The 20,664-nt window shown below is 71.6% G+C and carries 18 protein-coding genes and 1 pseudogene; 11 read left to right on the top strand and 8 right to left on the bottom strand.

The window, feature by feature from the left end:
* The first annotated feature begins 89 nt into the window (after positions 1-89).
* The 5 genes from VE614_RS00355 (at position 90) to VE614_RS00335 (ending at position 4,846) form a co-directional block, all read left to right on the top strand.
* Complete coding sequence (locus VE614_RS00355; RefSeq protein WP_324929965.1) at positions 90-1,550, top strand: aldehyde dehydrogenase family protein; 1,461 nt, start codon at positions 90-92, stop codon at positions 1,548-1,550.
* Between the two features lie 121 nt (positions 1,551-1,671).
* Positions 1,672-2,223 carry a DinB family protein gene (locus tag VE614_RS00350; RefSeq protein ID WP_324929962.1) on the top strand — a complete coding sequence of 184 codons (552 nt, stop codon included), beginning with the start codon at positions 1,672-1,674 and terminating at the stop codon, positions 2,221-2,223.
* Positions 2,224-2,233: 10 nt separating this feature from the next.
* Positions 2,234-2,821: a PadR family transcriptional regulator gene (locus VE614_RS00345; protein WP_324929959.1), complete on the top strand. Its 588-nt coding sequence runs from the start codon at positions 2,234-2,236 to the stop codon at positions 2,819-2,821.
* A gap of 76 nt (positions 2,822-2,897) precedes the next feature.
* Entirely contained in the window at positions 2,898-3,659 is a 762-nt protein-coding gene (locus tag VE614_RS00340) for a MerR family transcriptional regulator (protein ID WP_324929956.1), read from the top strand.
* A gap of 266 nt (positions 3,660-3,925) precedes the next feature.
* Complete coding sequence (locus VE614_RS00335) at positions 3,926-4,846, top strand: DedA family protein (protein WP_324929954.1); 921 nt, start codon at positions 3,926-3,928, stop codon at positions 4,844-4,846.
* A gap of 38 nt (positions 4,847-4,884) precedes the next feature.
* On the opposite strand, the gene VE614_RS00330 is transcribed toward VE614_RS00335, so the two are convergent.
* Positions 4,885-6,513: a threonine/serine ThrE exporter family protein gene (locus tag VE614_RS00330; RefSeq protein WP_324929952.1), complete on the bottom strand. Its 1,629-nt coding sequence runs from the start codon at positions 6,511-6,513 to the stop codon at positions 4,885-4,887.
* A gap of 104 nt (positions 6,514-6,617) precedes the next feature.
* A complete protein-coding gene (locus VE614_RS00325) occupies positions 6,618-7,109 on the bottom strand; it encodes an inorganic diphosphatase (protein ID WP_029381130.1) in 492 nt (163 codons plus the stop codon).
* A 79-nt stretch (positions 7,110-7,188) separates the two neighbouring features.
* Between VE614_RS00325 and dacB the strand changes: the two genes are divergently transcribed.
* The 6 genes from dacB to folE all read left to right on the top strand — a co-directional run bounded on the left by dacB (position 7,189) and on the right by folE (position 14,832).
* A complete protein-coding gene (dacB, locus tag VE614_RS00320) occupies positions 7,189-8,778 on the top strand; it encodes a D-alanyl-D-alanine carboxypeptidase/D-alanyl-D-alanine endopeptidase (protein WP_324929947.1) in 1,590 nt (529 codons plus the stop codon).
* Between the two features lie 98 nt (positions 8,779-8,876).
* Positions 8,877-10,007, top strand: a complete 1,131-nt coding sequence (locus VE614_RS00315; protein ID WP_324929944.1) for a zinc-dependent metalloprotease — start codon at positions 8,877-8,879, stop codon at positions 10,005-10,007.
* Positions 10,008-10,202: 195 nt separating this feature from the next.
* Positions 10,203-11,264: a tRNA lysidine(34) synthetase TilS gene (tilS, locus tag VE614_RS00310; RefSeq protein WP_324929941.1), complete on the top strand. Its 1,062-nt coding sequence runs from the start codon at positions 10,203-10,205 to the stop codon at positions 11,262-11,264.
* Positions 11,265-11,315: 51 nt separating this feature from the next.
* Positions 11,316-11,876: a hypoxanthine phosphoribosyltransferase gene (gene hpt, locus VE614_RS00305; RefSeq protein WP_324930286.1), complete on the top strand. Its 561-nt coding sequence runs from the start codon at positions 11,316-11,318 to the stop codon at positions 11,874-11,876.
* Between the two features lie 182 nt (positions 11,877-12,058).
* Positions 12,059-14,089 carry an ATP-dependent zinc metalloprotease FtsH gene (gene ftsH, locus VE614_RS00300; protein ID WP_324929938.1) on the top strand — a complete coding sequence of 677 codons (2,031 nt, stop codon included), beginning with the start codon at positions 12,059-12,061 and terminating at the stop codon, positions 14,087-14,089.
* A 137-nt stretch (positions 14,090-14,226) separates the two neighbouring features.
* Positions 14,227-14,832 (top strand): GTP cyclohydrolase I FolE, encoded by a 606-nt coding sequence (gene folE, locus VE614_RS00295; protein WP_324929935.1) that lies wholly within the window; start codon positions 14,227-14,229, stop codon positions 14,830-14,832.
* Positions 14,833-15,166: 334 nt separating this feature from the next.
* On the opposite strand, the gene VE614_RS00290 is transcribed toward folE, so the two are convergent.
* From VE614_RS00290 to VE614_RS00265, 6 genes and pseudogenes are all read right to left on the bottom strand, one after another.
* Positions 15,167-15,655, bottom strand: coding sequence for a DUF3180 domain-containing protein (locus VE614_RS00290; protein WP_324929932.1), 489 nt, complete (start codon positions 15,653-15,655; stop codon positions 15,167-15,169).
* A 71-nt stretch (positions 15,656-15,726) separates the two neighbouring features.
* Positions 15,727-16,338 carry a 2-amino-4-hydroxy-6-hydroxymethyldihydropteridine diphosphokinase gene (gene folK, locus VE614_RS00285; RefSeq protein WP_324929929.1) on the bottom strand — a complete coding sequence of 204 codons (612 nt, stop codon included), beginning with the start codon at positions 16,336-16,338 and terminating at the stop codon, positions 15,727-15,729.
* The gene (folB, locus tag VE614_RS00280; RefSeq protein WP_166001081.1) at positions 16,335-16,694 is read right to left on the bottom strand and encodes a dihydroneopterin aldolase; all 360 of its coding nucleotides are present in this window, start codon (positions 16,692-16,694) and stop codon (positions 16,335-16,337) included. The genes folK and folB overlap by 4 nt, the downstream gene beginning before the upstream one ends.
* A 279-nt stretch (positions 16,695-16,973) precedes the next feature.
* Positions 16,974-17,477 carry a nuclear transport factor 2 family protein gene (locus VE614_RS00275; RefSeq protein ID WP_324929922.1) on the bottom strand — a complete coding sequence of 168 codons (504 nt, stop codon included), beginning with the start codon at positions 17,475-17,477 and terminating at the stop codon, positions 16,974-16,976.
* Positions 17,474-18,466, bottom strand: a complete 993-nt coding sequence (gene folP, locus VE614_RS00270; RefSeq protein ID WP_324929920.1) for a dihydropteroate synthase — start codon at positions 18,464-18,466, stop codon at positions 17,474-17,476. Before folP ends, VE614_RS00275 begins: the two co-directional genes overlap by 4 nt.
* A gap of 329 nt (positions 18,467-18,795) precedes the next feature.
* Positions 18,796-20,604 (bottom strand): annotated as a pseudogene (locus tag VE614_RS00265) (phosphatidylglycerol lysyltransferase domain-containing protein); the annotation flags it as partial.
* Positions 20,605-20,664 lie beyond the last annotated feature (60 nt).

The raw sequence follows: 20,664 nt of genomic DNA, 5'->3' as shown, positions 1-20,664 counted from the left end.
AGCGGCCAACTCGGTTGCGTCACAAGTACGATGACGAGTGATCAGGAGTGTCTGTCTGTCCGCGCCCGCGGCAGGGATTGAGGGATCACATGTCGTCCTACTTCACCGACCTGGCTCAGCAGTACATCGACGGCGAGTGGCGGCCGGGCACCGGCTCCTGGGACATCATCGACTTCAATCCGTACGACGGCGAGAAGCTGGCCTCGATCACCATAGCCACCGTCGACGAGATAGATCAGGCCTACCGGGCCGCCGAACGCGCCCAGCGGGACTGGGCCCGCGCCGGCGCCTTCACCCGCCGCGCGGTGCTGGAGAAGACACTGCGGCTGGTCGAGGAGCGCGAGGCGGAGATCGCCGACGCGATCACCGCCGAGCTGGGCGGCACCCGGGTCAAGGCCGCCTTCGAACTGCACCTGGCCAAGGAGTTCCTGCGCGAGGCCGCCGCCCTCGCCCTGCGCCCCGAGGACAAGCTGATCCCCTCGCCCGACCCCGGCAAGGAGAACCGCCTCCACCGCGTCCCGGTCGGTGTCGTCGGCGTCATCAGCCCCTTCAACTTCCCCTTCCTGCTGTCGCTGAAGTCCGTGGCGCCCGCCCTGGCGCTCGGCAACGCCGTGGTCCTCAAGCCGCACCAGGACACCCCGGTCGTCGGCGGCACCCTCGTCGCCCGACTCTTCGAGGACGCGGGCCTCCCGGCCGGCCTGCTGAACGTCGTGGTCACCGACATCGCCGAGATCGGCGACGCCTTCATCGAGCACCCGGTGCCCAAGGTCATCTCCTTCACCGGCTCCGACGCGGTCGGCCGGCACGTCGCCACCGTGTGCGCCGGGCAGTTCAAGCGGGCCGTCCTTGAACTCGGCGGCAACAGCGCGCTGGTCGTCCTCGACGACGCCGACCTCGACTACGCCGTCGACGCGGCGGTCTTCAGCCGCTACATCCACCAGGGCCAGGTCTGCATGGCCGCCAACCGCGTCCTCGTGGACCGCTCGGTCGCCGACGAGTTCACCGGGAAGTTCGTCGCCAAGGTCAGGTCCCTCAAGGTGGGCGACCCGCGCGACCCGGAGACCGTCATCGGCCCGGTCATCAACGCCTCCCAGGTCAAGGCGCTGTCCGGCGCGGTGGAGCAGGCGGTCGCCGAGGGCGCGACGGCCCTGCTGCGCGGCACGGTCCGCGACAACCTGGTCGAGCCGTCCGTCCTGACCGGCATACCCGCCGGTTCGCCGGTGCTGCGCCGGGAGATCTTCGGTCCGGTCGCCCTGCTCATCCCGTTCGACGGCGAGGAGGAGGCCGTCCGCCTGGTCAACGACACTCCGTACGGCCTCAGCGGCGCCGTCCACACCGGCGACGTCGAGCGCGGCGTCCGCTTCGCCCAGCGCATCGACACCGGCATGTTCCACGTCAACGACGGCACCGTCCACGACGAACCCCTCGTCCCCTTCGGCGGCGAGAAGCACTCCGGCGTCGGCCGCCTGAACGGCGAGTCGACCCTGGACGCCTTCACCACTCTGAAGTGGATCTCGGTGCAGCACAGGCGCAGCAGGTTCCCCTTCTGAGGATCGCGGCCGTTCTCCGCTTCCGTTCTCCGGTCCCGCCCGCACTAGGACAGCATCTGACCTCGATGCCGCGTACCTTCATCTGTGTCAGGCGAAAGCCCCCGATGAAAGGCGGTCCGACATGGTCACCCACGTGCGCGCGGAGGCCCACGGCGACGAGCGCGGAGCGCTGCTCTCCTTCCTGGCGGAGCAGCGCGGCGGCATCCGGCGGGCGGTGCTCGGACTGACCGACGAGCAGGCGTCCGCGCGCCCCAGCGCGAGCGAGCTGAGCCTCGCCGGGCTGGTCAAGCACGTCGCCGAGGTGGAGCAGGGCTGGATCGCGCGGGCCAAGGGCGAGCCGCCGGCCGTCCGGCGCGACCAGTCGAACTGGCACGAGTGCTTCCGGCTGGTCGACGGCGAGACCCTCGCCGACCAGCTGGCGTACTGGGAGAAGGTCGCCGCCGAGACGGAGGCGTTCATCCGCGCGGTGCCCAGCCTGGACGACACCTTCGACCTCCCGGACGAGCCGTGGTTCCCCGAGGAGTCCGTCTCGATGCGCTGGCTGTGCCTCCACCTCATCCGCGAGACCGCCCGCCACGCCGGTCACGCCGACATCGTCCGCGAGTCGCTGGACGGCAGGACCGCCTTCGAACTGGTCGCCCTCGCCGAGAAGGCGGAAGCGGCTGGGTCCTAATCTGGACCGCATGTCAGCGATCCGACTCCTGGTCCTGGGCGCCGTCCGCCAGCACGGACGGGCCCACGGCTACCAGGTGCGCGGCGACCTGGAGTACTGGGGCGCGCACGAGTGGTCCAACGCCAAACCCGGCTCGATCTACCACGCGCTGAAACAGATGGCCAGGCAAGGCCTGCTGCAGGCCCACGAGGTCGCCCCCTCCACCGCCGGCGGCCCTCCGCGCACCGAGTACGAGATCACCGCCGACGGCACCGAGGAGTACTTCCGGCTGCTGCGCGAGGCCCTCACCGAGTACGACCAGAAGACCGACATGAAGTCCGCCGCCATCGGCTTCATGGTCGACCTGCCGCGCGCCGAAACGGTCGCCCTGCTCAAGGAGCGGATCCGCCGCATCGAGCAGTGGCGCGCCGCCGTCACCGAGCACTACGTCCCCGAGGGCGGCACCGGACAGCTCGGCCACATCGGCGAGATCATGAACCTCTGGCTGCACACGGCCGACGCCGAGGCCGCCTGGACCCGCGGCCTCATCGGCCGCATCGAAGGCGGCGCCCATACCTTCGCGGGCGAGGGCGAGCCCTTCGTCGGTGTCCTGACCTGAGGCACCGGGATTCCCGGCTTGCACCTCACGTGACGTGATGCCTCAGCGTGGACGGTGTACCGAGAAGGGAGCGGAAGTGAGCTACTCCGTGGGACAGGTCGCCGGATTCGCCGGAGTGACGGTGCGCACCCTGCACCACTACGACGACATCGGGCTGCTCGTGCCCAGCGAGCGCAGCCACGCGGGCCACCGGCGCTACAGCGACGCCGACCTCGACCGGCTGCAGCAGATCCTGTTCTACCGCGAGCTCGGCTTCCCGCTCGACGAGGTCGCCGTCCTGCTCGACGACCCGGAGGTGGACCCACGGGCCCACCTGCGCCGGCAGCACGAGCTGCTGACCGCCCGGATCGAGCGGCTGCGGAAGATGGCGGCGGCCGTGGAGCACGCCATGGAGGCACGCAAGATGGGGATCAACCTCACGCCCGAGGAGCGGTTCGAGGTCTTCGGGGACAACGACCCGGAGCAGTACGCCGAGGAGGTGGAGGCGCGCTGGGGCGGCACCGAGGCCTACGCCGAGTCGCAGCGCCGCGCCGCGAGCTACACCAAGGAGGACTGGAAGCGGATGCAGGCCGAGGCGGCCGACTGGGCCGAGCGCTACGGCGCCCTGATGGCCGACGGCGAGCCGCCCACCGGTGAGCGGGCCATGGACCTGGCCGAGGAACACCGGCGGCACATCACCGGCTGGTACTACGAGTGCGGCTTCGAGATGCACCGGTGCCTGGGCGACATGTACGTCTCCGACGAGCGCTTCAAGGCGTTCTACGAGGCCATGCGCCCCGGTCTCGCCGAGCACCTGAGGGACGCCATCGTCGCGAACGCGGCCCGGCACGCCTCCTGACGTCCTGGCCCGGGCGGCCCACGGGCTGTTCCCGGGCCAGGACCACCGCCGTCCGGTCCGCGCACACCTCGGTGCCGGCGTCCGCGGCGTCCGTCACATCGAAGCGGAACGCCGGCACCCCGTCGGCCCCACGCGCGGGTGCCTCCCACCCGGCGCACAGTGCATCCTGGAGGGCCGGTGGAACCTGGGGCGGGCGCGCGGCGTTGATAGCGTTGTCCGGCCAACTGGACGCCGCACTTCCCTTCACCCCTCAGGAGCCCGGAATCGTGACGACGCTCGCTCTCGGACCCAGCTGGCTGGATCCGAACTACCTGCTCGACACCTTCGGGATCTGGGGTCTGCTCCTCATCGTCTTCGCCGAGTCCGGCCTGCTCATCGGCTTCTTCCTGCCCGGTGACTCCCTGCTGTTCACGGCGGGTCTGCTGATCACCTCGAAGCAGCTGGACTTCCCCCTGTGGGCGGCCATCGTGCTGATCTGCGTCGCCGCGATCCTCGGCGACCAGGCGGGCTACATGTTCGGCAAGAAGGTCGGACCCGCGCTCTTCACCCGCCCCGACTCCCGTTTCTTCAAGCAGGAGAACGTCACCAAGGCCCACGAGTTCTTCGAGAAGTACGGCCCGAAGTCCCTGGTCCTGGCCCGGTTCGTGCCCATCGTCCGCACCTTCACGCCGATCATCGCCGGCGTCAGCGGCATGCGGTACCGCTCCTTCCTGGTCTTCAACGTCGTCGGCGGCATCCTCTGGGGCGCGGGCGTCACCCTGCTCGGCTCCTGGCTGGGCAACATCGACTTCGTCAAGAAGAACATCGAAGCGATCCTGATCCTGATCGTCCTGATCTCGGTCGTCCCGATCATCATCGAGCTCCTGCGGGCCCGCTCCCAGAACAAGAAGGCCGCGCGGCAGCGGCCCACCGAGCCCCGGCAGCACCAGGCCCAGCCGCAGCAGCAGCCCGCGTACCCGGTGATGGACGACGCCACGACCCAGCTCCGCCGCATCCCCCCGGCCGACCAGCAGCAGCCGTACCCCCAGCAGAACCAGCAGCAGTACCCGCAGCAGCAGTACGGCTACGACCGGCAGGGCTACGACCAGCAGGGCTACGACCGGCAGTACCCCCAGCAGCAGCCGTACGCCGACGACCAGTACCCCCAGCAGCAGCCCTACCCGTACAACCAGAACCAGGGCTACTGAAGAAGTCCACCCGAGGGGCGCGGGGAAGCGACCCGGCGTCAGAATCCCCGCGTCCGCTTGGCCGCCTTCCGCCCGCGGCCGGCGCCCCGCAGGAACATCCGCGACACCTCCGACCCGAGGTTCACCCCGATGGCGATGGCCATCGCCAGCGCCGCCGCCTTGGTCAGCGACCCCAGCCCCCCGTCGACATCGTTCTGCGCGATCGCCAGCAGCCCGAAGTACGTGGCCGAACCCGGCAGCAGCGGCCCGATCGCCGCGGTCGTGTACGGCAGCGCCGACGCGTACCGGTACCGCGACATCAGCTGCCCGAACAACCCGACCAGCCCCGCCGCCACCGCCGTGGACGCCACCGGCGACAGATCACCGGCGTAGTGCAGGGCGCCGTACACCACCCACGCGACACCCCCGTTGAGGGTCACCGCCAGCACGGTGGATCGTTCCTGCTGAAGCAGCACGGCGAACGTCAGCGACAGCAGCATCGACGCGGCGATCTGCACCAGCGGCTGCTCCCGGCTGCCCAGCGCGGCGTCCGGGTTGAGCTGGGCCCCCAGCTGGACGCCGAAGTACAGCACCACGAGCACCCCGACCACGATGCCCACGAAGAAGTACAGCACCTCCAGCAGCCGCGCCGCCGCGGTGATGTAGAAGCCGGTCAGCCCGTCCTGCACGCCCGCGACCAGCGCGCGCCCGGGCAGCAGCGCGAACAGCCCACCGGTGATCACGGCGGCCGCCGCCACGTCGACGTGCGCGACGGTGAGCGCCACCCCGATCGCGGCGGGCGGCATCGCGGCGACCGTGAACTGGTAGAACTCCGGCAGCCCGCGCCCCGCGCACAGCCACGCCAGCCGGTCCCCGAGCATCGCGCCCAGCGCCGCCGCGACGAACACGATCAGATCGCCGCCGACCAGCACCGAGGCAGCCCCCGCGAGCAGCCCGCTCGCCGAGGTCAGCACCCAGGTGGGATACGGGTGCCGGTTGCGGCGGATCTCGGCGAGCCGCCGGTAGGCCTCCTCCAGCGAGATCTGCGTCTCCGGGTCGCTGAGGTCGTCGACGAGCTGGAACACGGCCGCGAGCCGCGTGTAGTCCGTCCCGCGCCGCCGTACGGTCCGCGCCGCCGACACCGGGTCGTCCACGAGCGACGGCTGGTACGAGATCGACAGCAGCGTGAAGGTGACGTTCGGCTCGCACCGGTCAAGGCCGTACGACCGGCACACCGCGAACATCGCCGCCTCGACGTCCTCCGCGCCCTCGCCGCCCGCCAGCAGCAGTTCCCCGATACGCAGCGTCAGGTCCAGCACGCGCGGAACGGCCGGGCCGCCCTCCTCCGCCTTCTGCACCGGCTCCGGCGCGGGCCGCTCGGTCACCGGCATGCGCAGCATCGTGCGCATCCGGTCCTGCCACGGCGCGTCCTTGGTCAGGCTGACCGCCGGTATCCCGGTGGCCGGGGTGAACGCGGGCGGCGCCTCCCGCGCGCTGTAGGTGCGCGGCGGGACGAACGCCGATCCCTCGGATTCCGCGCCCGCCGGCTGGGGGGCGTCCAGCCCGACGGGGAGCGCGAACTCGGACGTCGTCTCCGACTCGCTGTCCCCGACCTCGACCCCGGCGGGCGGCGTGAACGCCATCCTCGCCTCGTCCGACTGCGGCTTGCGGTCCTCCGCGTCCGTCACGTGCAGTGCTCCCTGTACGACACCTCCGGTACCTCAGTATGCGCACACATGACGAACGGGCCGCACGCACACGCGTACGGCCCGTCTACCCGGCAACAGGCAGGTCAGTGACCGCCCTGCTCCTTGAAGCGCTTGTAGGACCGCTCGATCTCGGCCTCGGCGTCCGTACGGCCCACCCAGTTGGCGCCCTCGACCGACTTGCCGGGCTCCAGGTCCTTGTACACCTCGAAGAAGTGCTGGATCTCCAGGCGGTCGAACTCGGACACGTGGTGGATGTCGCGCAGGTGCTCCACACGCGGGTCGGTCGCCGGGACGCACAGCAGCTTGTCGTCGCCGCCGGCCTCGTCCGTCATCCGGAACATGCCGATCGCGCGGCAGCGGATGAGGCAGCCCGGGAAGGTCGGCTCGTCCAGGATGACCAGCGCGTCCAGCGGGTCGCCGTCCTCGCCGAGGGTGTTCTCGACGAAGCCGTAGTCCGTCGGGTAGGCGGTCGACGTGAACAGTCGGCGGTCCAGGCGGATCCGACCGGTCTCGTGGTCCACCTCGTACTTGTTGCGCGAACCCTTCGGAATCTCGATCGTTACGTCGAACTCCACCGGTGGCTCCTCCATGATCAGCACACAGTCTTGGTGGTTAAGTGTCCCTCACGCAGGTGTGTGATCGCGAAAGGGGCTGGTGGTCGTGCCCGAGCTGAGGCCGTGGCGGTCCGCGAGGCCGCGTCTGACGCGGGTCGCGGAGGCCGTACGCCCCCGTCTCGCCCGTGCCGTCGCGGCGACGGGGCCGCGGGTCGCGCGGCTGGCGCGGGCCGCGTCACCGCAGGTCACACGGATCACGCGGGTGAAGACCTGGCAGTACACCGCGGGTGCCGCCACCGCCGGTCTGGCGCTGGCCGCCGGCGTCGTGACCGCCGCGGGGCCCTGGGACTCCACGGGTCAGCGTACGGCCGAGCGCGATCGCGCGGTCGCCGCCGGACAACCGGGTGGCGCATCTCACGGCGGCGCCGCCGGCCGGGCCGGAGCGAACGGCACCGGGCCCCGTCCCGCCCCCAGCGCCGCGTCCGTGCTGACCGGACTGGGCGGCGCGACGAACGCCGGGCTCCCGGACGGCGAGGCGCTCGCCGACGTCCTGGACCCGCTCCTGCACGACGCGGCGCTCGGCGGACGGCGATCGGCCGCGGTCGTCGACATCGCCACCGGCAAGCGGCTCTACGGCACGGGCACCGACGAGGCACTGACCCCCGCCTCCACCACCAAGATCGCCACCGCGGTCGCCGCGCTGTCCGCCCTCGGCGCCGACCACCGCCTGGCCACCCGCGCCGTCTTCGAACCCGACACCAGGGAGCTGATCCTGGTCGGCGGCGGCGACCCCACCCTCACCGCCGGCCGCGACGCCGGGGGCGGCGCGAGCCTGCGCACGCTCGCCGCGCGCACCGCCGCCGCCCTGGAGAAGCAGGACGTCCGCGCGGTGACCCTGTCGTACGACACCACCCTGTACGCCGGCTCCGACCTTCACCCCATCGGCGTCAACGACAACCTCGCGCGCGTCACCGCACTGATGGCCGACGAGGCGCGCACCGACGGCTCCACCAGCGGGCCCGCCCCGCGCCACACCGACCCCGCGGCGGAGGCCACCCGCGCCTTCGGGGACCTCCTGGCGGCCGAGGGCATCGAGACCACGCCCCCCGGCCCGTCCAAGGCGACCGGCCGCGCGGACACCCTCGCCACCGTCTCCTCGCCCCCGCTGTCCGCGCTCGTCGAGCGGATGCTGACCCACAGCGACAACGACATCGCCGAGGCCCTCGCCCGGCACACCGCCCTCGCGACCGGCGAGCGCGCCGACTTCGCCGGGGCGGGCCGCGCCATCGAGAAGCAGCTGAAGAAGCTGGGCGTGCCCACGCGGGGCGCCGTCATCAAGGACGGCAGCGGCCTGAACCGCGACGGCAGGCTGACGGCCGCCCTGCTCACCGCGCTCCTCACCAAGGCCGCCGACCCCGGCCACCCCGACCTGCGCCCCACCCTCACCGGTCTCCCCGTGGCCGGCTTCACCGGCACCCTGACCGGCCGCTACGGCGACGGCGCGGCCGGCCTCGTACGCGCCAAGACCGGCACCCTGACCGGTGTGAACACCCTCGCCGGCACCGTCGTCGACGCGTCCGGCCGCGTCCTCGCCTTCGCCTTCCTCGGCTCGGACACCACCGACGCGGTCACGGCCCAGTCGGCCCTGGACCGCGCGGCCACGGCGCTGGCGGCCTGCGGCTGCGGCTAGCGAGCGCCCTTGCGCGGCCTGCCGGGCGCCGTGCGCCGGGCCCCTCCCCGCCCGCACACGGCCTGCCCCCGTGGGGACCCCTCACGTACGGTTGACACATGACGAGCATCGGTGGCACCGCACCCGGCATGGTCGACTGGAATCTCGCGGTGGCGACCGCGACCCGGCTCGTACGGCCGGGCCCGGAGGTGAGCCGCGACGAGGCCCGGGCCGTCGTCGCGGAACTGCGCCGGCACGCCAAGGCCTCGGAGGAACACGTCCGGGGCTTCACTCGTATGGGCACCGAGGAGACCCACGACACCCCCGTCCTCGTCGTCGACCGCCCCGGCTGGGTCCGGGCGAACGTCGCCGGTTTCCGGGAGATCCTCCGGCCGCTGCTGGACAAGATGCAGGAACGTCGCGGCAGCAGCCCCGGCGGCGCGGTCCTCGGCGCCGTCGGCGGCAAGGTCACCGGCGTCGAGCTGGGCATGCTGCTGTCCTTCCTGGCCTCCCGCGTCCTCGGCCAGTACGAGACCTTCGCCCCCGCCAGCCGCGACCTCCCCGCCGGTGCGGGCGGCGGCGGCCGGCTGCTGCTCGTCGCGCCCAACATCGTCCACGTCGAACGCGAACTCGACGTACCCCCGCACGACTTCCGGCTCTGGGTGTGCCTGCACGAGGAGACCCACCGGACGCAGTTCACCGCCGTGCCCTGGCTGCGGGACCACCTGGAGGGTGAAATCCAGTCGTTCTTGGCGGAGACCGACGTCGACCCCATGACCTTCCTCGAACGCATTCGCGAAGCCGCCCAGACGCTGGCCGGAGGCCGCCCCGACGCCGAGGAGGACGACGGCGGCCGTTCCCTGGTCGAGCTGGTGCAGAGCCCCGCCCAGCGGGAGATCCTGGGCCGCCTCACCGCCGTGATGTCCCTCCTGGAGGGCCACGCCGACTTCGTGATGGACGGCGTCGGCCCGGCGGTCGTCCCGGCCGTCGGCGAGATCCGCGAGAAGTTCCAGCAGCGCCGTGCCAAGGGCGCCTCCCGCCTCGACCTGGCCCTGCGCAAGCTGCTCGGCCTGGATGCCAAGCTGCGGCAGTACCGGGACGGCGAACGGTTCGTCCGGGCCGTCGTCGACGAGGTCGGCATGGACGGCTTCAACCGCGTGTGGACCTCCCCGAACACCCTCCCCACCAAGGCGGAGATCGCCAAACCGGCGGACTGGATCGCACGGGTGCACCGCCGGAGCGAAACCTGACACGGGGTGGGACGGTCGTGAACCGAATCCGGCCGACGGCAGGCGAACGTCCCTTCAATCACCCGTCCGAGGGAGCGTGAGCCTTGCACGGGCGTGCAATGCTCGGGGAACGGCCCGGATCTGTCACCATCTACACACTCTGAGTGACCGGCTCGGGTTCACCCCCCGAAGAAAACTTCATGAAGGGAACCGGACATGGGTCCCCATCCTGCGGTCGCGGCGATACGCCTGGCGGTCCGCCGCGTCCTCCACGACATCCTCAACGACCACAGCTTCCCCCAGCGGGCCGGCTCCGAGCCTCCCCCATGCCCTGGGCCCCGTCCGAACGGCGAGGCGCCCCCGTCCCCGCCGCTCGTCCTCGTCGCCTGCTCCGGCGGCGCCGACTCCATGGCGCTCGCCTCCGCCCTCGCCTTCGAGGCGCCCAAGCTCGGCATCCGCGCGGGCGGCGTCACCGTCGACCACGGCCTGCAACCCGGCTCCGACCTCCGCGCCGCGGAGGTCTGCCTGCGCCTGCGCGAACTCGGCCTCGACCCGGTCGAGTCCACCGCCGTGACCGTCGGCCGCGAGGGCGGCCCCGAAGCCGCCGCCCGGGACGCCCGGTACGCCGCGCTGGACACCGCCGCCGAACGTCACGGCGCCGCCGCCGTCCTGCTCGGCCACACCCGCGACGACCAGGCCGAGACCGTGCTCCTCGGGCTCGCCCGCGGCTCCGGCATCCGCTCCCTGTCCGGAATGGCCGCGGTCTCGGGGGCCGGCGGCCGTTACCGGCGCCCCTTCCTGGAACTCGACCGGCAGACCGTCCGCAAGGCCTGCATGGTCCAGTCGCTGCCCGTCTGGGACGACCCGCACAACGCGGACCCGGCCTACACCCGCTCCCGGCTGCGCCACGAAGGTCTGCCCGCCCTGGAGAAAGCCCTGGGCAAGGGCGTCGTCGAGGCCCTCGCCCGGACGGCCCACCTCTCCCGCGACGACGCCGACGCCCTCGACGCCTGGGCCAGCCGGGCCGAGGCCACCGTCCGCGACGCCGCCGGCCTGCTGGAGTGCGCCAAGCTCTACGCCCTGCCGCCCGCCGTACGCCGCCGGATCCTGCGCCGCGCGGCCATCGAGGCCGGTGCCCCGGCCGGCTCCCTCTTCGCCCGCCACATCGAGGAAATCGACCGGCTGATCACCGGCTGGCGCGGCCAGGGCGCCATCAACCTCCCCGGCAGAGTCGTCGCCCAGCGGCAGGGTGGCAGACTGGTGATTCGGCAAGGCTGAATCCCGGCCCCCCTCCGGCGGGGCGGGCAGCCGGTGGGACGACCGAAAGTGATGCGGGTGGACGCGAAAGACATGGGTGCCGACCTCCAGCAGGTACTCATCACCAAGGAAGAGATCGACGCCAAGCTGGCCGAACTGGCGGCGAAGATCGACGCGGAGTACGCGGGGAAGGACCTGCTGATCGTCGGCGTGCTCAAGGGCGCGGTGATGGTCATGGCCGACCTCGCGCGGGCGCTGTCCACCCCCGTCACCATGGACTGGATGGCCGTGTCCTCGTACGGCGCGGGCACCCAGTCCTCCGGCGTGGTGCGGATCCTCAAGGACCTCGACACCGACATCAAGAACAAGCACGTCCTCATCGTCGAGGACATCATCGACTCCGGCCTGACCCTGTCCTGGCTGATCAACAACCTCGGCTCCCGCGAGCCCGCCTCGCTGAAGGTGTGCACGCTGCTGCGCAAGCCGGACGCCGCCAAGGTCGCCATCGACGTCGAGTGGGTCGGTTTCGACATCCCCAACGAGTTCGTCGTCGGCTACGGCCTGGACTACGCCGAGAAGTACCGCAACCTGCCGTTCGTCGGTACGCTCGCGCCCCACGTCTACGGCGGCTGAGCCACCAGGGCGCCTCCGCGGGGAGATCGGGAACCCCGGCGGGCCTCGCGCCGTTGGAGCATGCAGACGGGATTGCCAGCCGTCCTGCGCCGCTTCGGGCGACAATGCTGGGGTACCGTCAGAAGAACTGTCTTATCAAACTCACTATGGCAGGAGGGACGGGGCGGCACCGCTCCGTATGGATGGACGTGAAGCGATACTTCCGTGGGCCGGTCATGTGGATCGTGCTGGCCGTCCTTGCCGTGGTCGTGTTGATGCAGGTCGTCGGCTCGTCCGGCGGCTACAAGACGGTGGACACAGGCCAGGTCGTCCAGGCGATCAATGACAACAAGGTCGAGCAGGCCAAGCTGACCACCGGCGACGAGCAGATCATCAAGGTCCAGCTCAAAGACGGTGTGAAGATCGAGGGCAGCTCGAAGATCCAGGCGAGCTACATCGGCGACCAGGGCGTGACCATCGCCAGCACGCTGCAGAACAAGTACCAGGAAAAGCAGATCCCGGACGGCTACACGGTCTCGCCGTCCAAGCAGAACCCGTTCGTCGGGATCCTGCTCTCCCTGCTGCCCTTCGTCCTCATCGTGGTCGTCTTCCTCTTCCTGATGAACCAGATGCAGGGCGGCGGCTCCCGGGTGATGAACTTCGGGAAGTCGAAGGCCAAGCTCATCACCAAGGACACCCCCAAGACGACCTTCGCGGACGTCGCGGGCTCCGACGAGGCCGTCGAGGAACTGCACGAGATCAAGGAGTTCCTCCAGGAACCGGCGAAGTTCCAGGCCGTCGGCGCCAAGATCCCCAAGGGCGTCCTGCTCTACGGCCCCCCCGGCACCGGCAAGACCCTGCTCGCGCGTGCCGTCGCGGGCGAGGCGGGCGTGCCGTTCTACTCGATCTCCGGTTCCGACTTCGTCGAGATGTTCGTCGGCGTCGGTGCCTCCCGCGTCCGTGACCTGTTCGAGCAGGCCAAGGCGAACGCCCCGGCGATCGTCTTCGTCGACGAGATCGACGCGGTCGGCCGCCACCGCGGCGCCGGCCTCGGCGGCGGTCACGACGAGCGCGAGCAGACCCTGAACCAGCTCCTCGTCGAGATGGACGGCTTCGACGTCAAGGGCGGCGTGATCCTCATCGCCGCGACCAACCGGCCCGACATCCTCGACCCGGCCCTGTTGCGCCCGGGCCGCTTCGACCGCCAGATCGCGGTCGACCGCCCCGACATGCAGGGCCGCCTGGAGATCCTCAAGGTCCACCAGAAGGGCAAGCCGGTCGCCCCGGACGTCGACCTCTCGGCCGTCGCCCGCCGCACGCCCGGCATGACCGGTGCCGATCTCGCCAACGTCCTGAACGAGGCCGCCCTGCTGACGGCCCGCAGCGACCAGAAGCTGATCGACAACCACATGCTGGACGAGGCGATCGACCGTGTCGTGGCCGGACCGCAGAAGCGGACCCGGATCATGTCGGACAAGGAAAAGAAGATCACCGCGTACCACGAGGGCGGACACGCCCTGGTCGCGGCGGCCTCACCGAACTCCGACCCCGTGCACAAGATCACCATCCTGTCCCGCGGCCGCGCCCTCGGCTACACGATGGTGCTCCCGGACGAGGACAGGTACTCGACCACGCGCAACGAGATGCTCGACCAGCTGGCCTACATGCTGGGCGGCCGCGCGGCCGAGGAACTGGTCTTCCACGACCCGACCACCGGTGCCGCCAACGACATCGAGAAGGCCACCAACCTGGCCCGCGCGATGGTCACGCAGTACGGCATGACGGAACGCCTCGGCGCCATCAAGTTCGGCGGCGACAACACCGAACCGTTCCTCGGCCGTGAGATGGCGCACCAGCGCGACTACTCCGAAGAGGTCGCCGCGCTGGTCGACGAAGAGGTCAAGAAGCTCATCGAGACCGCGCACAACGAGGCCTGGGAGATCCTGGTCGAGAACCGCGACGTGCTCGACAACCTCGTCCTCCAGCTGCTGGAGAAGGAGACCCTGGGCAAGGAGGAGATCGCCGAGATCTTCGCCCCGATCGTCAAGCGCCCGCCGCGGCCCGCCTGGACCGGCTCCTCGCGGCGTACGCCGTCCACCCGCCCGCCGGTGCTCTCCCCGAAGGAGCTGGCGCTGACCAACGGCGCCAACGGCGCGTCGGCGGCGATCACCGCGAAGTCCACGGCCACGGAGTCCGTGCCGGACCCGGTCCAGGAGGACCGTACCGACGGCTGACCCGGCCCGGAGCCGCCCCGGCGGCCCCCACCAGGCCCGGAATGAATGCCGCGCCCCCCAGGTTTTAGCCTGGGGGGCGCGGCATTCCGCCATTTCCGGCTGCCGGGAATGCACGACACACAGGAACGAGGCACCACATGACCGACCCCGTGACGCTGGACGGCGAGGGCATCATCGGCGAGTTCGACGAGAAGCGCGCCGAGAACGCCGTCCGCGAACTCCTGATCGCGGTCGGCGAGGACCCGGACCGCGAGGGCCTGAGGGAGACGCCGGCGCGGGTGGCGCGGGCGTATCGGGAGCTTCTGGCGGGGCTCTGGCAGGAACCCGAGGAGGTTCTGACGACGACGTTCGACCTGGGGCACGATGAGATGGTCCTGGTGAAGGACATCGAAATCGTGTCTCTGTGCGAGCATCATCTGCTGCCGTTCCATGGAGTGGCGCACGTCGGTTACATCCCGGCGGAGACCGGCAAGATCACGGGACTGTCGAAGCTGGCGCGCCTCGTCGAGGTGTTCGCTCGACGCCCCCAGGTGCAGGAACGACTCACCACGCAGATCGCCGACTCGCTGATGAGCATCCTTGAGGCGCGTGGCGCGATCGTCGTCATCGAGGCCGAACACATGTGCATGTCGGTGCGAGGCATCCGCAAGCCCGGTGCCAAGACCACGACGTCCGCCGTACGCGGTCAGCTCCGGGACGCCACGACCCGAGCCGAGGCGATGAGCCTGATACTGGCGCGCTGACCCGGGTGTCAGTGGGGCCCGCTACGGCTGTCGGCAGTGAGCCGATCGTGGGAACCATTCCGGCCGGGACACCAGCGAGGAAGCTGTGCCGTGAGCGATCGACCGTCAAGCCGGGATGCGCCTTCGGCTACATGATCGGCGCGGGCTGCGCGGGCGGCACAGCGGGCGCGACCGCGTGTCGCTCGTGGTGGACGATGAGGCGTTCGCTTCCCGCTGCGCCGGGACGCTCACCGAGGCGACCGGGCCGCCCGCGCGTCTCGCGCCGGCGGACCGCCGGCCGTCGCGTGGGACCTTCGTACGGAACACCAGCCGCGGTGAGCCGACGGCCGAGCCCTCAGGCCGCCGGTGCCGTCCCCGGGCCCCCCGGTTCGTCGTCCTCCGGGAGCTTGCAGACGCGCTCCAGGAAGATGGCAGCCGCTATCACGGCGATGCCCGCGAGGACCGAGAAGCCGGCATAGATGGCCTGGTCGCGGCGGGCGGGGATGTCGAGGGAGTCCAGCAGGACGACGCCCGTGCCGCCGTACACACCGGCGACCAGGGCGGCAACCAGGGCGCTGGCCTGGCCGAAGACCACCGCGCGGGCCGCCATCAGCGGGTCGACGCCCTTGGCCTCGGGGCGGCGCTCGCGCTGGGCCTTCAGCCGGGCGCGCAGCGAGAGCGCGGTGGCCAGGAGGACCACGGCGATCAGCGCCAGGACGATGGGCGCGGCCAGGGGGACGCTCGGCAGGGTGCCGTACGAGCTCCACAGGCGGGCGCCCGCCCAGGACAGCACTCCGGCGACGACGAACACGGCGGCCAGCACCCTGATGCGCAGCTCTCTCACGGTGTCCCTTCGGCTTCCCGGGTGTCCGGCCTGGCGGATCTCCCCGACGGTGGTCGTCTCGACCTTAACGACTACTCGGGCAGCCGGAGTTCCAGATCGGCGCGGGGCGCGACGCCTTCGCGGGTGATCGTACCGAGGAGACCGGCCACGGGACCGCGGCCGGGCAGCTGGGCGTCGGGGTCCACGTCGTGCCAGGGGACGAGGACGAAGGCGCGTTCGTGGGCGCGCGGGTGGGGGAGGATGAGCCGCGGGTCGTCGGAGACCACGTCGGCGTAGGCCACGATGTCGACGTCGAGGGTGCGCGGGCCCCAGCGCTCGTCCCGCACCCGGTTGAAGGCCTCCTCGATCGCGTGGGCCCGCTCCAGCAGGGAGGACGGCGGCAGCGTGGTCTTGAGCACCACGACGGCGTTGAAGTAGGACGGCTGGCTGCCGGGCTCGACGCCCCACGGCTCCGTCTCGTAGACCGGCGAGACCGCCTTGATCCGTACGCCCGGTGTGTCCTCCAGGGCGTCGATGGCGCCCTGGAGGGTCTCCAGGCGGTTGCCGAGGTTGGAGCCGAGGGAGAGCACGGCGCGTTTCGGGTCGTGCAGGGTGGTGTCGGCGGCGTCGACCTTCTCGACGACGGCGGCGGGCACCGGCTGGACGGTCGGGTCGTCGGGACCCTGCGTGAAGGACGGGGTCATACTCGGCTCCGGGTGATGGTGACGGTCACGTCGTCGAAGGGGACGGTGATCGGCGCGTCCGGTTTGTGGACGCGGACCTCGACCTCCTGGACTCCCTCGTGCTTCAGACAGGCCTGGGCGATGCGCTCGGCGAGCGTCTCGATGAGGTTGACGGGCTCGCCTTCGACGACGGCCACGACCTCCTCCGCCACGATGCCGTAGTGCACCGTCTTCGCCAGGTCGTCGTCGGCCGCGGCCGGCCGGGTGTCCAGGCCCAGGACGAGGTCGACGATGAAGGTCTGGCCTTCCTCGCGCTCCTTGGGGAACACACCGTGGTGCCCGCGGGCCTTCAGGCCGCGCAGCGCGACACGATCCACGCGAATCACTCCTGCAATCGTCGGTTGCGACCGGTCCGTGCCGTGTGCGGAGGGCACACCGGCCTCGGACGAATCTACCTGCGGGCACTGACAGCACCGGGCCACGGGGGCGTGGGCCCGGCCGGGGCCAGGAGGCTCCACCGTGCGTTTCCCCTGGGGAACCCGGCGGGTCACGGGCTGGTAGCCGCCCCTACCCGGCGCTGCGTGATTCCAACCACTCCTTGGTCCCTTCGGGCTCTCTTCCGTCTCGTTCCGGCCCTCCGGGGTGCCTCTACCCGCTCAGGCGGGGTTGTCGTCGCCCTCGGCCTCGTCGGTTTCGGCGAGGACGGGTGAAGCGTGGTGCGACCAGAGTTTCCAGCCGTCGGGCGTGCGCCGGAACACATTGGTGGCGACCACGAGCTGGCCCACCAGCGGGCCCAGCTCGTCGCCGTCGGCGGGGGCGGGCCCACCGCTGAGGATGTTCTCGGTGCAGGTCACCAGGGCGGTGTCGCCGGTGACGGAGACATGGACGTCGGTGAGGAAGAACTGGATGTAGTCGGTGTTGGCCATGATCAGCGCGTACGACCGCAGCACCTCGCCGCGGCCGGTGAGCACCGGCCAGCCGGGGTGTACGCAGGAGACCACTCCGGTGTCCGCCGGGTCGTGGTACGTCTCGTCGACGCCCAGGTCGGACGGGGCGAGCCAGAGCCGGGAGACCGTCTCGAAGTCGCCGCGCTCCAGTGCCTCGTAGAAGGCGGTGTTGGCGAGCTCGACCTGCTCGACGTCGGTGTGGGGAGCGCTCACCGGGTTCCTTCAGAGTGTGCGCCGGTGGGGGTGGTGTCGACGGGGCGCGCCTCGGGGGCGCAGGCGCCCGGCGTGTGTGCGGTGCCGTACGCCTGGCGTGCGGAAGCCGCCACCGGCGCGTTGTCCGGCATGCGCGCCCCTTCCACGGCGCGTGCGACGCGTACCGCGTCCGCCGTCGCGCGCACCTCGTGCACTCGCACCGCCCACGCGCCGGCCTGTGCCGCGAGCGCCGAGACGGCGGCGGTCGCCGCGTCGCGCTCCCGCGCGGGCGGCGGGGCGCCCTCCGGTCCGGCGAGCACCCGGCCGAGGAACCGCTTGCGGGAGGCGGCGACGAGCAGCGGATGGCCGAGTCCGCGCAGCCGGTCCAGGTGGGCGAGCAGGGTCAGGTCGTGCTCGGCGTCCTTGGAGAAGCCGAGGCCGGGGTCGACGACGATCCGGTCGGCGGCGATGCCGCCCGCCAGGACGGCCTCCACGCGCGCGTGCAGCTCGTCGACGACCTCGGTGACGACGTCGTCGTAGACGCCCCGGACGTTGCCGCCCTCCAGGAAGCCGCGCCAGTGCATGACGACGAAGGGGGCGCCGGCGTCGGCCACGACCGGGATCATCGCCGGGTCGGCGAGGCCGCCGCTGACGTCGTTGACGAGGGCGGCGCCGGCCGCGAGGGCCTGTTCGGCGACCGGGGCGCGCATGGTGTCGACGGAGACGACGACGCCCTCGGAGGCCAGTTCGCGGACGACGGGGATGACCCGTCGCAGTTCCTCGGACTCGTCGACCCGGGTGGCGCCTGGGCGGGTGGACTCGCCGCCGACGTCGACCAGGTCGGCGCCCTGGGCGACCATCTCCAGGCCGTGCTTGACCGCGGCGGTCGTGTCGAACCATCGGCCGCCGTCGGAGAAGGAGTCGGGCGTCACGTTCACGACGCCCATGACCGCGCAGCGGTCCCAATCCGGAAGGCCCGCGATGTGTCCGCGTCCGCTCTGGTTGCTCATACGTTCAGCGTAGGCCCCCCGGGGCGCGCGGCTCTTCACGCCGTGCGGCCCGGGCGGAAGCCCTCCGGAGCCGGAGGAGGGGGCGGGCTTCCGCCCGGGCCTGTCCTGGGCGCCACGGCGCACTGTCCCGCGCATCAGGCCGCGTGGACCTCGTGTTCCTCGGCCGCGTGGACCTCGTGTTCCTCGGAGGCGCGCGCGTCCCGTTCCTCGGAGGCGCGCGCGTCCCGTTCCTCGGACGTGCGGGCGTCCCGTTCCTTGGCTGTGCGGACGTCCTGTCCCCGTCCCGCGCGGGTGTCCTGTTCGCGCCCCGCGCGGACGTCCCGCTCTCCCGCCGCGCGGGTGTCCTGTTCCCGTACGGCGTGGCCGCACGGGCGGGGTGCGGGCCGGCGGCGGCGCAGCGGGCGCGGCAGCAGCTCGGCCGGGTCCAGGAAGCCCTCGGCCTGCATCGCCGCGAAGCCGATGCGCGGCAGGTCGGCGGAGGCGCGGTAGACGACGAAGCGCGGCTCCCAGCGGGGCTGGAACTTGGCGTTGAACTTGTACAGGGATTCGATCTGGAACCAGCGGGACAGGAAGATCAGCAGCCCCCGCCAGGCGCGCAGCACCGGACCCGCGCCGATCTTCTCGCCGCGCGCCAGCGCCGAGCGGAACATCGCGAAGTTGAGCGACACACGCGCGATGCCGAGTTCCGGCGCGGCCTGGAGGGCGGCGACGATCAGCAGTTCGTTCATGCCGGGGTCGGCCGAGCGGTCGCGGCGCATCAGGTCCAGGGAGACCCCGTCGGTGCCCCAGGGCACGAAGTGCAGGATCGCCTTCAGGTCGCCGTACGGACCCGGCTCGCCGTCGGCCCGGTGCGCGGTGGCGATCAGGCAGTCGCCGTCGGCGGGGTCGCCGATGCGGCCCAGCGCCATGGAGAAGCCGCGTTCGGTGTCGGTGCCGCGCCAGTCGTCGGCGGCCCGGCGGATCCGCTCCAGTTCGGCCTCGCCGAGGTCACGCACGCGTCGTACTCGGGTCTCGTAACCGGCGCGCTCGATGCGCTTGACCATCTGGCGCACATTGCGCATCGCACGGCCGGCGAGGGAGAAATCCGAGGCGTCCACCACCGCCTCGTCACCCAGTTCGAGGGCGTCCAGGCCGGTCTCGCGGGTCCACACCTCGCCGCCGGTCTCGGAGCAGCCCATGACGGCCGGGGTCCAGGAATGGGCGCGGGCCTCGTCCATGAAGCGTTCGATGGCGCCGGGCCAGGCCTCGACGTCGCCGATGGGGTCGCCGCTGGCGAGCATCACACCGGACACCACGCGGTAGGTGACCGCCGCCTTGCCGCTGGGCGAGAAGACGACGGCCTTGTCGCGGCGCAGCGCGAAGTGGCCGAGCGAGTCGCGCCCGCCGTGCTTGTCCAGCAGGGCCCGCAGCCGGACCTCGTCCTCCTGGGTGAGCCGCGCGGCGGGGTGCTCGGGGCGCAGGGCGAGGTAGACGGTGGTGACCGCGGTGAGCAGGCCCAGGGCGCCCAGGGAGAAGCCGACCGTCCAGGAGGTGTTGCCGCGGTAGTCGACGGGCCCCTCGAAGCCGAACAGGCCGTACAGGACGTGGGTGAGGCGGTCGGCCAGGCTGGGGTCGCCGACCATGCGGCCGGGGTGGGCGCCGACGATGACCAGACCGAGGGCGAGGGAACCGGCGCCCATCAGTACGAAGTTGGCGAGGGCGCGCCACCGGCTGCGCGGGTCGGGCAGGGCCGCGAACTGGTCGCGGTACCGCAGCAGGACCGCGAGCAGGGCGAGCGAGATCACCACGCCGAGCACGGAGTGCCGGTAGGCGAACTGGGCGACCGCGCCGGCCGGCAGCAGCGCGACGGTGGCCCGCCAGGCGCGGCGCTTGCGGCGCTTCAGCCCGTGCGCGAGCAGCAGCAACAGCACGCCGGCGCTGAGCGAGAGCGCCGCCGCGAACGGGCCGAGCGCGCCGGGCAGCACCTCGGCGAGGGCGTGCATCCTGCTGTACCGGAAGCGCGGGAAGACGCCCGCGGCGATGTCCAGCAGCCCGACGAGGGCGCAGGCCCTGGCGACGAGGCCGGGTACGGCCTCCGGTCGCGGGCCGCGCAGCAGTCGGCGCGCCCGGCTCGATCCGCCCGGAACCCCGCCCGACACTTCCCCATCTTCCCTGACAGACATCGCATCCCGTGGTTCTGCGAGAGAGCTTGATCCGGT

Source organism: Streptomyces sp. (assembly GCF_035645055.1).
Lineage (GTDB): Bacteria > Actinomycetota > Actinomycetes > Streptomycetales > Streptomycetaceae > Streptomyces.
This window is presented reverse-complemented; position numbering and strand designations above follow the sequence as displayed.

Coding starts and splice junctions, on each gene's coding strand:
- ftsH (WP_324929938.1), top strand. CDS start 12,059: ATGGACGTGAAGCGATACTTCCGTGGGCCGGTCATGTGGATCGTGCTG.
- folE (WP_324929935.1), top strand. CDS start 14,227: ATGACCGACCCCGTGACGCTGGACGGCGAGGGCATCATCGGCGAGTTC.
- hpt (WP_324930286.1), top strand. CDS start 11,316: ATGCGGGTGGACGCGAAAGACATGGGTGCCGACCTCCAGCAGGTACTC.
- tilS (WP_324929941.1), top strand. CDS start 10,203: ATGGGTCCCCATCCTGCGGTCGCGGCGATACGCCTGGCGGTCCGCCGC.
- VE614_RS00355 (WP_324929965.1), top strand. CDS start 90: ATGTCGTCCTACTTCACCGACCTGGCTCAGCAGTACATCGACGGCGAG.
- VE614_RS00350 (WP_324929962.1), top strand. CDS start 1,672: ATGGTCACCCACGTGCGCGCGGAGGCCCACGGCGACGAGCGCGGAGCG.
- folK (WP_324929929.1), bottom strand. CDS start 16,338: ATGACCCCGTCCTTCACGCAGGGTCCCGACGACCCGACCGTCCAGCCG.
- VE614_RS00315 (WP_324929944.1), top strand. CDS start 8,877: ATGACGAGCATCGGTGGCACCGCACCCGGCATGGTCGACTGGAATCTC.
- folP (WP_324929920.1), bottom strand. CDS start 18,466: ATGAGCAACCAGAGCGGACGCGGACACATCGCGGGCCTTCCGGATTGG.
- VE614_RS00345 (WP_324929959.1), top strand. CDS start 2,234: ATGTCAGCGATCCGACTCCTGGTCCTGGGCGCCGTCCGCCAGCACGGA.